The sequence below is a fragment of the Actinacidiphila paucisporea genome (assembly GCF_900142575.1).
GTDB lineage: Bacteria > Actinomycetota > Actinomycetes > Streptomycetales > Streptomycetaceae > Actinacidiphila > Actinacidiphila paucisporea.
The window spans coordinates 250,428-263,206 of sequence record NZ_FRBI01000002.1 but is presented as its reverse complement, the minus strand read 5'-3'; the positions used below and the strand labels follow the sequence as shown (position 1 = coordinate 263,206).

The window sequence follows — 12,779 nt, the reverse complement described above, 5'->3', positions numbered from 1 at the left end:
ACCATGACCCAAGCGACCCTGACCGCCCCCGCCGCGCCCGCGCCCGGCCGCCCGGTCGACGCGCGCGCCCGGCGCACCGCGCGCCGCAAGGCGCGGCTGCACTGGATCGCCGTGCACTCGCTCGGCCTGGCCGCCGCCGCCTTCTTCGTGCTGCCCTTCGTCTTCGTCTTCCTCACCGCGGTGATGAGCGACAACCAGGCCCTCACCAGGGACCTGTGGCCGCACTCCTGGCAGTGGTCCAACTTCCGTACCGTCTGGGACACCCCGGGCTTCCTCACCTGGTGGCGCAACACCCTGGTCTACGCGGTGTCCGGCACCGTGCTGACCGTGGTGTCCTCGCTGCCGGTGGCGTACGCGCTGGCCAAGTTCCGCTTCCGCGGCCGCAACCTGATCATGGTGCTGGTCATCTCCACGATGATGCTGCCGCCCCAGGTGATCATCATCCCGATGTACCTGTTCTGGACCAAGCAGCTCGGCATGGACGGCACCCTGTGGCCGCTGATCATCCCGATGGCCTTCGGCGACGCCTTCACGATCTTCCTGCTGCGCCAGTTCCTGCTGACCATCCCCAAGGAGTACACCGAGGCGGCCAGGGTGGACGGCTGCGGTGAACTGCGCACCCTGGTCACGGTGATCATCCCGATGATCCGCCCGGCCATCGCCGCGGTCGCGCTCTTCCAGTTCTTCTACTGCTGGAACGACTACTTCGGCCCGCAGATCTACGCCAGTTCCAACCCGGCCGCCTGGACACTGAGTTACGGGCTGGAGTCCTTCAAGGGGGCGCACCACACCAACTGGAACCTGACAATGGCCGCGACCGTCCTGGTGATGGCCCCGGTGATCGTGGTCTTCTTCTTCGCGCAAAGGGCCTTCATCGAAGGCGTGACCCTGACGGGAGTCAAGGGATGAAACTGGCAGTCGTGGGCGGCGGGTCCACGTACACCCCCGAGTTGATCGACGGGTTCGCGCGGCTGCGCGACACCCTGCCCGTCGAGGAGCTGGCGCTGATCGACCCGGACGCGCACCGTCTGGACCTGGTCGGCGGGCTGGCCCGGCGGATCTTCGCCAAGCAGGGCCACCCCGGCCGTATCGTCACCACCTCCGACCTGGAGGCGGGAGTGGCCGGCGCCGACGCGGTGCTGCTGCAGCTGCGGGTCGGCGGCCAGGCCGCGCGCAACCAGGACGAGACCTGGCCGCTGGAGTGCGGCTGCGTCGGCCAGGAGACCACCGGCGCGGGCGGGCTCGCGAAGGCGATGCGTACGGTGCCGGTGGTGCTGGACATCGCCGAGCGGGTCAGGCGGGCCGCGCCGGACGCCTGGATCATCGACTTCACCAACCCGGTCGGCATCGTCACCCGGGCGCTGCTCCAGGCCGGGCACAGAAGCGTCGGGCTGTGCAATGTGGCGATCGGCTTCCAGCGCCGCTTCGCCGAGAAGCTCGGCGTGGCGCCCGAGCAGGTGCACCTGGACCACGTCGGGCTCAACCACCTGACCTGGGAGCGGGGGGTGCGCATCGGCGGACCCGACGGCGAGGACGTGCTGCCCAAGCTGCTCGCCGAGCACGGCGACGCCATTGCCGCCGACCTGCACCTGCCGCGCCCGGTCCTCGACCGCCTCGGCGTCGTACCGTCGTACTACCTGCGCTACTACTACGCCCACGACGAGGTGGTGCGCGAGCTGCGGACGACGCCCTCGCGGGCCTCGCAGGTCGCCGCGATGGAGAAGGAACTGCTGGAGATGTACGGCGACCCGACGCTCGACGAGAAGCCGGCGCTACTGGCCAAGCGCGGCGGCGCCTTCTACTCCGAGGCCGCCGTCGACCTCGCCTCGTCCCTGCTGCGGGCCGCGCACGTTCCCGCGTCCGGCGACGTCCAGGTCGTCAACACGTACAACAACGGCACCCTGCCCTTCCTGCCGGACGACGCCGTCATCGAGGTGCCCGCCACGGTGAACGGCGACGGCGCGGAGCCGCTGCCGGTACCACCGGTGGAGCCGCTCTACGCCGGGCTGATCGCCAACGTGACCGCCTACGAGGACCTGGCACTGGACGCCGCCCTGCGCGGCGGCAGGGACCGGGTCTTCACCGCGCTGCTCGCCCACCCGCTGATCGGGCAGTACGACCTGGCCGAGCAGCTGACCGACCGTCTCATCGCGCACAACCGGGAGCACTTCGCGTGGGCCTGAACATCCCCCAGAGCCATCGGCCTGGGAGGGCCCCCCAGCCGCCGCTGGTCCCCGGCGGCGTGCTCGCCATCGACGCGGGCAACAGCAAGACCGACGTGGCGCTGGTGGCCGCCGACGGGCGGGTGCTCGGCGCCGCCCGCGGCGGCGGCTTCCAGCCGCCCGTGGTCGGTGTCGGCCCCGCCGTGGCCGCGGTCGCCGAGATCGTGGCGCGGGCGGCGGCGGACGCCGGGCTCGACACCCCGGAAGGCGCGGGCGACGGACGGCCGCTGGTCGCGTACACCTCGGCGTGCCTGGCCAACGCCGACCTGCCCGTCGAGGAGCAGCGCCTGGAGGCGGCCGTGCACGCCCGCGGCTGGGCGCACACCACCCGGGTCGCCAACGACACCTTCGCGATCCTGCGGGCCGGCGTCGACGAGCCGCGCGGCGTGGCGGTGGTGTGCGGCGCGGGCATCAACTGCGTCGGCATGCTGCCGGACGGACGCACCGCCAGGTTTCCGGCCATCGGCAAGATATCCGGTGACTGGGGCGGCGGTTCAGGACTGGCCGACGAGGCGCTGTGGTACGCCGCCAGGGCCGAGGACGGCCGCGGCGAACCGACCGACCTCGCCCGTACGCTGCCCGCGCACTTCGGCCTCGGGTCGATGTACGCGCTGATCGAGGCGCTGCACCTGGAAGTGCTGCCGGCCGAGCGGAAGTACGAGCTGACGCCGGTGCTCTTCGCGACCTCGGACGCCGGCGACCCGGTGGCCAGGACGATCCTGGCCCGGCAGGCCGAGGAGATCGCGGCGCTCGCCGTGGTCGCGCTCGGCCGCCTCGACCTGCTCGGCGAGGAGGCCGACGTGGTGCTCGGCGGCGGGGTGATGACGGCCCGCAACCCGTATCTCATGGACACCCTCGCCGAGCGGCTCACCGCGCGCGCCCCCAAGGCGCGGACCAAGGTGGTGACCGCGCCGCCGGTGCTGGGCGCGGCCCTGCTGGGCCTCGACCAGCTGGCGGCGCCGCCGCAGGCGCACGCCACCCTGCGGGCGCACTACGGCTGAGCCGCTGCCGGAAGGGATCGGGCGGCGGCGGAACCGAACCCGTACGGGACGCGTGTGATCAGGCGGAGGCGGGTAGTGACCGGCCGAGATCACCGGGCCGGTGGAGGTACGGCATCGACTGCGGCCATACTGCTGCCTGACAAGCGTGACTTCCGCATGGCGGCAAGTCGGACCCGGGGGAGGGTATGTGACGCACACGCCGACCGGGAGCGCGGGCCCTGACGTGCGCATCGGCGCGGGAGGGCCCGCGCCGCGGGGCACCGTGCCCGCGCCGCCGCCCGGTGCTCCCGGCCCGGGCCGGCGGCGTGCCTGGGTGGAGTCCGCCGCCCGGCTGCGGGCCGCGGCCACCACCGAGCCCGGCCGGCTGCGGATCATCGGCGCCGCGCTCGCGGTGCTGGTGGTGGCCTTCGGCGCGACCACCGCGTATCAGGTCACCGACCGCTCCACCGCGGCGGACAACGTCGTCAAGCACAGCGCCCCGCTCAGCGCGACCGCCGCGGAGATCTACCGCTCGCTCGCCGACGCGGACGCCACCGTCACCGGCGGCTTCCTGGTCGGCGGCGAGCTGCCCGAGAAGGTCTCCGACCGCTACGAGAACGACATCACCCACGCCTCCAAGCTGATCACCGAGGCCGCGGCCAACAGCGAGGGCTCCCCGCAGGCCCGCGCGGAGATCGCCGCACTCAACTGGCAACTGCCCAAATACGTCGAGCTGGTGACCGCGGCGCAGACCAACAACCGGCAGGGCCTGCCGGTCGGCGGCGCCTACCTGCGCTATGCCAACAGCCAGATGCGCAAGCCCCACGGCCTGCTGTCCTCGGCCGACCGGCTCTACCAGATCGAGAACGACCGCCTCGGCCGCGACTACACCCGTGCCAAGGCGCTGCCTTACGTCTCCTGGGGGCTGGGCGCGGTCGCGCTGGGCGCCCTGCTGTGGGCTCAGCGCCGCCACTACCGGCGGACCAACCGGGTGTTCAACCACGGCATGCTGGCCGCCAGCGCGGCCTCCGCGGTGGTGCTGCTGTGGCTCGTCGCCGGGCACACCGTGGCCCGCGCGGAGCTGGAGAATTCCGCCGCGCACGGCGCCCGCTCGATGCAGGTGCTCAACAACGCGCGGATCAGCGTCCTGCAGGCCCGTGGCGACGAGAACCTGACGCTGGTGGCCCGCGGGTCCGGTGACGACTACGAGAACAACTTCGCCGACGGCATGACCCTGCTGGCCGGCAAGGACCCCAAGGGTGTCGGCGGCGAGCTGGCCGACGCGCTGCGGCTGGCGGACGACTCGGCGGGCAGCGCCCCCGTCAACGCGGCGATCACCGGCGTGCAGACCTGGCGCGCCCGGCACACCGCCGAGCGCACGAGCGACAAGGCCGGGGACTACACCACGGCCGTCGCCAAGGTCATCGGCGGCAAGGACAGCAGCGGCAAGACGGTGGACCAGACGACCGGCTCCTGCTTCGACGCGGTCGACACGAGCCTGCAGACCGCGGTCGCGCACGAACAGGACGAGTTCAAGTCCGCCGCGGACAGCGGTCGCGGGGCCCTGACCCTGCTGCCGTACGGAGCGGCGGCCCTCGCGGTGATCGCCGCGGCGGGCGCGCTGCTCGGCATCGGCCGCCGGCTGTCGGAATACCGGTGACCGGGGTGCCGGCGACACCGCGCACGGACGCGGCGCGAGCGGGAAGGAGACGGACGGTGGGCGGACATCGGCGCGGCTGGGGCGGAGTCGCGGGCATGGCGGCGGCCTGCACGCTGGCCCTCCTCGGCGCACTCGTCCCGCTGCAGGACGACCCTGCGCCCCTGTCCGCGGGCCGCCCCGCACAGGTGACCTGGGCGCAGTACGCCGCGACGCAGGACGGCTCCGGCACCTGTACCCAGCCCGAGCGCAGCCTCGACCCGAACCTGGGCAGCACCACGGGCGCCGCGGTGGCCCGGATCAGGAAGTACGGCAAGCTGAAGGTCGGCGTCGACCAGAACAGCTACCTCTGGGGCTTCCGCGACCCGGCCACCGGCGACCTCGCCGGCTTCGACATCGACCTGGTCAAGGCCATAGCCAAGGACATCCTGGGCGACGAGAACGCGGTGCAGTACCTGACGGTGCCCACTGCCGACCGGATCAAGGACATCAAGTCGGGCGCGGTCGACATGGTCGTCCGCACGATGACCATCAACTGCGAGCGGCTCAAGGACGTCGCCTTCTCCACCGCCTACTTCACCGCCGGCCAGCAGATCCTGACCTCGGGCGGGTCCTCGATCACCGGCTTCGACGACTCGCTGCGGGGCAGGACGGTCTGCACCGCGACGGGTTCGACGGGCCAGAAGAAGTTGCAGGGCGACCGCCACGGTGCCGACGTGATGCTGGTGGCCAACCAGCTCGACTGCCTGGTGCAGCTGCAACTCCACCTGGCCGACGCGGTCTTCACCGACAACGCGCTGGGCGCCGGACAGGCCGCCCAGGACCCGGCGGTGCACCTGGTGGGAAAGACCGTCACCGACGAGCCGTACGGTGTGGCCATGAACCTGGCCGACACCGACCTGGTGCGGCGGGTCAACAAGGTGCTCAACGCCTATCGTGCCGACGGTTCGTGGCAGGCCTCCTACCACCACTGGCTGGAGGCCGATCTACCGGGCATCAAGCCGCCCGTGCCGTTGTACAAATAGGGCCGGGGGCAGGTGGGAAGAGAGGGCGTGATGGCGGTCGCTGGACCTTCCGGGCCGGTGATGGGACGCGAGGACGTCGACCGTGCCCTGGCACGGCTGGCCACCGAGCACGAGGCGATCGAGTCCTCGCTGCTCTCCCTCCAGGACCACTCCGGCCGCCGGCTGCTGGAGGGCGCGGAGCTGACCGGCGTCACCAAGGAGCGCTGGGCGGCGACCGACGCGGCGATCACCGCGCTGTGGACGCACTTCGAGGCGTACACCGACGCCCTCGCCACCGCCCGGGAGATCCGCTCCCGCCGCCGCTGGCCGACCCAGACCGAGCTGCGGCAGCTCACCGAGCTGCTGCGCGGCGAGGGCGTCAGCGTGACCGGCGAGGCCGTGCCGGACGCCGCCCGCTCGCTGACGGGCCCCGCCCGGCTGACCGAGCGGTACAGCCTGGAGCAGCTGCTCGCCCGGATGAACACCTGGTACGAGCAGGCCATGGAGACCGTCGCCGCCGCCGACTCCGTGTGGTCGGCGCTGCCCGCCAGGATCGACCTGCTGGCCGCCGAGACGCAGCGGGTGCGCTCGCTGGCCCACGCGGTGGGGGTGCGCCCGGGGGCGCACCCGTCGGGCGACGAACTGGAGGAGCTGATCGCGGAGTTGACCGAGCTGCGCGCGCAGTCCGTGTCCGACCCGCTGGCCTTCTGGCGGGCCCGGCCCGCGCCAGGCCGCCCCGACACCTCCCGCTACGAGGAGGCCGGCCGGCAGCTGGACGGCATCCGCCGCGAAGTCGAGGCGGTGATGCACGTCAGGGACGACGCGAAGCACCGGCTCGGGCGGCTGCGCGATGTGCTGTCCCGCGCGGACCGCACCCTGACCGAGGCGCGCAGCGCCCGCGTGGAGGTGCTCTCGAAGATCCTCGCCTCGGACGTGCCCGCGGTCAGCGGCCCGGCGTCCGTCCTGCACGAACGGCTCGCGATGGCCGAGGAATTCACCAGGTCCGCGCAGTGGCACCGGCTCTCGCCGCTGCTCGACAGCCTGGAGCAGCACGCCGACGACGAGCTGCTGCGGGCCAGGGAGTCGCTGACCGCGGTGACCGCACCGCTGGCGGTGCGCGCCGAGCTGCGCGGCCGGCTCGACGCCTACCGCGCGAAGGTCGCCAGGCTCGGCATGGCCGAGGACCCGCTGCTGATCGAACGCTACGACCAGGCGCGGCGGTTGCTGTGGAGCGCGCCCTGCGACCTGGCGGCGGCGGAGCGGACCGTGCAGCGCTACCAGCAGGCGGTGGCCGAGAGCGGCGCCCAGCGCCCGCCCCAGGACCGGCGTTGATCCGGTGCCCGCGGGTGTCGCCCGCGGTTCCCGCGGGATGCGCAACCGTCGCGTACGGTACGACCGTCGTAGCCGGTGGGGACCCGGTCCCGCCGGTCGGGACGGGGTCGTGAGCAGTTCGCGCGAGGGCGCCGGATCCGGGTCCGGCGGCGGTGGCACATCAGGGGAAAGGCTGAGGGGGACACAGTGAGCAAGTGCCAACGGCCCGGCTGCGGCGGGACCTTGGAGGACATGGGCGGCGGCGAGCTGTACTGCGACACCTGCGGCCTCGCACCTCTGGCGGCCGCGGCCGCGCCGCCCGCTCACGCCTCGTCCCCCGCGCAGCCGCCGCGGGCGCCGGGCGCCGACTCGGGGCGTACGTCCACCTCCACCTCCTCGCGGTCCTCGAAGTCGTCCTCCCGGGCCTCGCGGCGCTCGGTGTCGGGCCGACTCTCGCAGGCGCTCGCGGGGTCCGCCACCGGCCGCTCGGTGTCGGTGCGCAGCAGCCGCAGCGGCTCGGCCGGTTCCGGGCGCGGCAAGCTCGGCGCCGGCCTGGTCAGCGTCCCCACCGTGCCGCGGCCCGACCCGGCCGCCGCGGTGCTGGCCAACCCCGAGGTGCCGGAGCGCAAGCGGTTCTGCAGCAAGGGCGACTGCGGGGCGCCGGTGGGCCGCAGCCGCGGTGACCGCCCGGGGCGCACCGAGGGCTTCTGCACCAAGTGCGGGCACCCGTACTCGTTCTCGCCCAAGCTGCGCCCCGGCGACGTGGTGCACGGGCAGTACCACGTGGTGGGCTGCCTGGCGCACGGCGGCCTCGGCTGGATCTACCTGGCCGTGGACCGCGCGGTCTCCGACCGCTGGGTGGTGCTCAAGGGCCTGCTCGACACGGGGGACGAGGACGCGCTGGCCGCGGCGGTCTCCGAGCGGCGCTTCCTGGCCGAGATCGAGCACCCCAACATCGTCCGGATCTACAACTTCGTGGAGCACCTCGACCAGCGCACCGGCACCCTCGACGGCTACATCGTGATGGCCTACGTCGGTGGCAAGTCGCTCAAGGAGATCGCCAACGAGCGCCGCGCCCCCGACGGCAGGCGTGCCCCGCTGCCGGTCGCGCAGGCCATCGCCTTCGCCATCGAGGCGCTGGAGGCGCTGGGCCACCTGCACAGCCGCAACCTGCTCTACTGCGACTTCAAGGTCGACAACGCCATCCAGACCGAGGACCGGCTCGAACTCATCGACATGGGCGCGGTCCGCCGCATGGACGACACCGAGTCGGCGATCTACGGCACGGTGGGCTACCAGGCCCCGGAGGTCGCCGAGGTCGGCCCGTCGGTCGCCTCCGACCTCTACACCGTCGCCCGCACCCTCGCCGTGCTGACCTTCGACTTCCAGGGCTACACGAACGTCTTCGTCGACAGCCTGCCCGACCCGGGCAACATCGAGGTCTTCTCCCGCTACGAGTCCTTCTACCGGCTCCTGGTGCGGGCCACCGACCCCGACCCCGGGAAGCGGTTCGCCTCCGCCGAGGAGATGTCCGACCAGCTGCTCGGGGTGCTGCGGGAGGTCGTCGCCCTGGAGACCGGGGTGCAGCGGCCCGCCCTGTCCACCCTGTTCGGCCCGGAACTGCGGGTGGTGGACACCGAGTTGGTACGCGCGGTGGCCGGTGACGCCTCTGCGCTCGGCGCCGACCGGGCGCTGGAGAAGGCCGCCAGACGCCGCGACAGGGCCGGTGCGCAGTCCGCGGCACCTGGCGGGGCGAACGGCGCGGGGGCGAACGGCTCGGCAATAGGCGCGGGCTCCGCAATGGGAGCGGGCTCCGCAATGGGAGCGGGTCTGCCGCCCGGCGCGGTGCCCGCGCAACTGCCCGGCCCCGGCGGGTATCCGGCGGCGGCGCCCGCCCCGTCGTGGGGGCCGCCGCGGCTCCCGGTGGTCGCGCGGCTCGACACCACCGCGGCCGTCCTCGCGCTGCCCGTGCCGCACGTCGACCCCGGCGACCCCAACGCGGGTTTCCTGGCCGGGCTTTCCGCCGCGGCCCCCGGCGAGATGGTCACCGCCCTGCGGTCGGCGACGGTCGACTCGGTCGAGCGGCGGCTGCGCGAGGTCCGCGCCCGGCTCGAACTCGGCGACGCCCAGGGCGCCCAGCAGGTGCTCGGCTCGCTCGCCGACCCCGACGACAACGCGGACTGGCGGGTGGTGTGGCACCGCGGCCTCGTCGCGCTGTGCACCGGCGACCACGAGACGGCCGCGCTGAGCTTCGACGCGGTCTACGACGCCTTCCCCGGCGAGCCGGCGCCGAAGCTGGCGCTGGGCGTATGCGCCGAGGTGCTGCGCCAGTTGGACAATGCCGCGGAATATTACCGGCTGGTGTGGATCAGCGACCACAGCTACGTCAGCGCCGCCTTCGGCCTGGCCCGGGTGCTGCTGGCGTCCGGCGACCGGGCGGGCGCGGTCGCCGCGCTCGAGTCGGTGCCGGAGTCCTCCATCCACTACACGGCCGCGCGGGTCGCCGCCATCAGAGCCCGGCTGCGGGACCGTTCGCCGCACGAGCCGCTGCTGACCGATCTGCGGGCCGCGGGTCTGCAGGTCGAGGCGCTGCAACGGCAGGGCCTGGACTCCGACCGGCGCGAGCAGTTGGTCACCGAGGTGCTCGGCAGCGCACTGGACTGGGTGCTCGCCGGCCGTGTCGGGGAGCACACCGCGGCGCCCGCGGGCGTACCGTCGTCGGCATCCGGCGCCCAGAACGTGCTCGGCGCCGACATGACCGAGCGGGGCCTGCGGTTCGGCCTCGAACGCTCGTACCGGGTCCTGGCAAGGCTCGCCCAGCAGGGCAGTACGAGGATCGAACTGGTGGAACGCGCCAACCGCTTCCGCCCCAGGACGTGGGTGTAACCAGATGCCACCACTCCCCGAGTCGGCGCGGGCGACGCAGTCCGTCACGCCGTCCCTGTGCCCCAACTGCGCGGACCCGCTGGACGCGGACGACCGCTACTGCGGGAGCTGCGGTCTCGACGTGACCGCGCCGCCGCCGGCGGCCGCGGCGCCGTCCGCTCCCGAGCCGTCCGGCGGGGCGGACGCCGACGGGCAGGGCCCGGCGACCGACGCCTTCGTCCTGGCACCGCCCAAGCCGGCCAGGGCGCCCGCGACGGACGACGGCGGGACCCTCGCCCTCGGCGTCGTGCTGCCCGGCGCCCGGCCGGCCGACCCCCGCGAGGAGCCGCAGGTGCCCGACGGACCGGTGTGCGTGGCGTGCGGGCTCGGCGGGGTGGACGACGACGGCTACTGCGAGCACTGCGGGCACGCCCAGCCGCGCCAGCGCGACCACCAGGAGCAGGAGTTGGAGGGCGTGGCGGCGGTCAGCGACCGCGGGCTGCGCCACCACCGCAACGAGGACGCCTTCGCGGTGGCCACGGCCTCGCTGCCGGACGGCACCCCCGCGGTGGCCGCGGTGGTGTGCGACGGCGTGTCCACCGCCTACCGCCCCGACGACGCCTCGGCGGCCGCGTCCGCCGCGGGCCGCGCGTCGCTGCTCGCGGCGCTGGAGCGCGGCACCCCGGCGGAGGACGCGATGCGCGCGGCCCTGATGTCGGCCTTCGAGGCGGTGACCGCGCTGGCCGCCGAGGAGGAGCCGCCGGGCGGCGTTCCGCACCACAACGCCCCGGCCTGCACCTGCGTCAGCGCGGTCGTGACCGGACCGGTCTTCACGGTGGGCTGGATCGGCGACAGCCGCGCGTACTGGATCCCCGACGACCGCACGCTGCCCGCCGCGCGGCTGACCGAGGACGACTCATGGGCGGCCAGGATGGTCGCGGCGGGCCTGATGTCGGAGGCGGAGGCGTACGCCGACGAGCGGGCGCACGCGATCACCGGCTGGCTGGGTGCGGACGCCGTCGAGGTCGACCCGCACGTGGCCGCCTTCCAGCCGGAGGGCCCCGGGGTGATCGTGGTGTGCACCGACGGGCTGTGGAACTACGCCGAGTCGCCCGCCGAGATGGCCGAGGCGATCCCGGTCGACGCGCGCAGCCGCCCGCTGCACAGCGCGCGCACCCTGCTGGGTGTCGCGCTGGACGGCGGCGGCCACGACAACGTAACGGTCGCGGTGCTGCCGTTCCCGGCCACCGTGTCCCGGGCAGGATTCCCCCCCGCGTAGCTTCCGGAAAAAAGCTGGGCGGGGCTGTGAACGGGCTTTAAGGAGCGCAGGAAGCGATGGCCATTCTCTCGAAGTCGAACGTGCCGCAGTTCTCGGTCGACGTCTATCAGAACGAATACCTGCCGGAGGGCGGCCGGGAGGTCAACGCCATCGTCACGGTCACCTCGACCGGCGGCGGCACCACCGGCGGCCACCCTCTGCCCGGTGCCGCGACCGGCGGGCGGAGCGCGCCGGACGCAGGCGTGGTGATCATGGTCGACTGCTCGGGGTCGATGGAGTATCCGCCGACCAAGATGCGCAACGCGCGGGACGCGACGGCCGTCGCGATCGACGCCATACGCGACGGCGTCGCCTTCGCCGTCATCGCCGGCACCCATGTGGCGCGCGAGGTCTACCCGGCCAACGGCGCTCTGGCGGTGGCCGGTCCCGAGACCCGCGCCCAGGCCAAGCAGGCGCTGCGGCGGCTGACCGCCGGCGGCGGCACCGCGATCGGCACCTGGCTGCGGCTGGCCGACAAGCTGCTGTCGTCGGGCGACGCGGCAATACGCCACGGGATCCTGCTGACCGACGGCCGCAACGAGCACGAGAAGCCGGAGGAGCTGCGGTCCGCCCTCGACATCTGCGCGGGCCGTTTCACCTGCGACGCCCGCGGTGTGGGCACCGACTGGGAGGTCAAGGAGCTGACCGGGATCGCCTCTGCGCTGCTCGGCTCGGTGGACATCGTCGCCGACCCCGCGGGCCTGGCGGCCGACTTCCAGGCGATGATGGAGAAGGCGATGGGCAAGGAGGTCGCGGACGTCAGCCTGCGGCTGTGGACCCCGCAGGGCTCCGAGATCGCCTTCGTCAAACAGGTCGCCCCGGTCGTGGAGGACCTCACCGGCCGCCGTACCGAGGCGGGTCCGCGGGCCGGCGACTACCCGACCGGTTCGTGGGGCGACGAGTCCCGCGACTACCACGTGTGCGTCCGGGTGCCCAACGCCGGCGTCGGCCAGGAGATGCTCGCCGCCCGGCTGTCCCTGGTGCTGCCGCAGCCCGACGGCACCCCGCAGGTGCTGGCGCAGGGCCTGGTGCGGGCGCTGTGGACCGACGACATGGCGGCGTCCACTCGTATCAACCCGCAGGTCGCGCACTACACCGGGCAGGCGGAGCTGGCCCAGGTCATCCAGCAGGGCCTGGAGGCGCGCAAGTCCGGTGACATGGACGGCGCGACGGCCAAACTGGGCCGCGCGGTGCAGCTGGCCAGCGCCTCGGGCAACGAGGACACCGCCAAGCTGCTGGCGAAGGTGGTCGACGTCGTCGACGCGGCGAGCGGTACTGTGCGGCTCAAGGCCCGCGTCGCCGACGCCGACGAGATGACCCTGGAGACACGGTCGACGAAGACCGTGCGGGTGAAGAAATAGCGCAGGAGGGGCGCCCGAGGGCGGCGTCACGCAGCAGCTTCGCGCACAACCTGTGGATCCG

General features: G+C 73.5%; 9 protein-coding genes. All 9 read left to right on the top strand.

Annotated features, from left to right (window positions below; all coding sequences use genetic code 11):
• The first annotated feature begins 3 nt into the window (after positions 1-3).
• The 9 genes from BUE44_RS04300 to BUE44_RS04260 all read left to right on the top strand — a co-directional run bounded on the left by BUE44_RS04300 (position 4) and on the right by BUE44_RS04260 (position 12,718).
• Positions 4-909 carry a carbohydrate ABC transporter permease gene (locus BUE44_RS04300; RefSeq protein ID WP_073493860.1) on the top strand — a complete coding sequence of 302 codons (906 nt, stop codon included), beginning with the start codon at positions 4-6 and terminating at the stop codon, positions 907-909.
• Positions 906-2,183, top strand: a complete 1,278-nt coding sequence (locus tag BUE44_RS04295; protein ID WP_073493857.1) for a 6-phospho-beta-glucosidase — start codon at positions 906-908, stop codon at positions 2,181-2,183. Before BUE44_RS04300 ends, BUE44_RS04295 begins: the two co-directional genes overlap by 4 nt.
• Before the next feature lie 44 nt (positions 2,184-2,227).
• The gene (locus BUE44_RS04290; RefSeq protein ID WP_073494521.1) at positions 2,228-3,223 is read left to right on the top strand and encodes an N-acetylglucosamine kinase; all 996 of its coding nucleotides are present in this window, start codon (positions 2,228-2,230) and stop codon (positions 3,221-3,223) included.
• A gap of 187 nt (positions 3,224-3,410) precedes the next feature.
• Positions 3,411-4,862: a hypothetical protein gene (locus BUE44_RS04285; RefSeq protein ID WP_079189478.1), complete on the top strand. Its 1,452-nt coding sequence runs from the start codon at positions 3,411-3,413 to the stop codon at positions 4,860-4,862.
• 56 nt (positions 4,863-4,918) lie between these two features.
• The gene (locus tag BUE44_RS04280) at positions 4,919-5,884 is read left to right on the top strand and encodes a glutamate ABC transporter substrate-binding protein (protein WP_235001901.1); all 966 of its coding nucleotides are present in this window, start codon (positions 4,919-4,921) and stop codon (positions 5,882-5,884) included.
• Positions 5,885-5,914: 30 nt separating this feature from the next.
• On the top strand, positions 5,915-7,195 hold the full coding sequence (locus BUE44_RS04275) for a hypothetical protein (RefSeq protein ID WP_073493852.1): 1,281 nt from the start codon (positions 5,915-5,917) through the stop codon (positions 7,193-7,195).
• Between the two features lie 231 nt (positions 7,196-7,426).
• Positions 7,427-10,060, top strand: coding sequence for a serine/threonine-protein kinase (locus tag BUE44_RS04270; protein ID WP_073493849.1), 2,634 nt, complete (start codon positions 7,427-7,429; stop codon positions 10,058-10,060).
• 4 nt (positions 10,061-10,064) lie between these two features.
• A complete protein-coding gene (locus BUE44_RS04265) occupies positions 10,065-11,318 on the top strand; it encodes a PP2C family serine/threonine-protein phosphatase (RefSeq protein WP_073493847.1) in 1,254 nt (417 codons plus the stop codon).
• Positions 11,319-11,374: 56 nt separating this feature from the next.
• Positions 11,375-12,718: a vWA domain-containing protein gene (locus BUE44_RS04260; RefSeq protein ID WP_073493845.1), complete on the top strand. Its 1,344-nt coding sequence runs from the start codon at positions 11,375-11,377 to the stop codon at positions 12,716-12,718.
• The last annotated feature ends 61 nt before the right edge of the window (positions 12,719-12,779 follow it).

Excerpts from the sequence above, each read along its gene's own strand:
- BUE44_RS04300 (WP_073493860.1), top strand. The coding sequence starts at position 4 with ATGACCCAAGCGACCCTGACCGCCCCCGCCGCGCCCGCGCCCGGCCGC.
- BUE44_RS04295 (WP_073493857.1), top strand. The coding sequence starts at position 906 with ATGAAACTGGCAGTCGTGGGCGGCGGGTCCACGTACACCCCCGAGTTG.
- BUE44_RS04275 (WP_073493852.1), top strand. The coding sequence starts at position 5,915 with ATGGCGGTCGCTGGACCTTCCGGGCCGGTGATGGGACGCGAGGACGTC.
- BUE44_RS04270 (WP_073493849.1), top strand. The coding sequence starts at position 7,427 with ATGGGCGGCGGCGAGCTGTACTGCGACACCTGCGGCCTCGCACCTCTG.
- BUE44_RS04265 (WP_073493847.1), top strand. The coding sequence starts at position 10,065 with ATGCCACCACTCCCCGAGTCGGCGCGGGCGACGCAGTCCGTCACGCCG.
- BUE44_RS04260 (WP_073493845.1), top strand. The coding sequence starts at position 11,375 with ATGGCCATTCTCTCGAAGTCGAACGTGCCGCAGTTCTCGGTCGACGTC.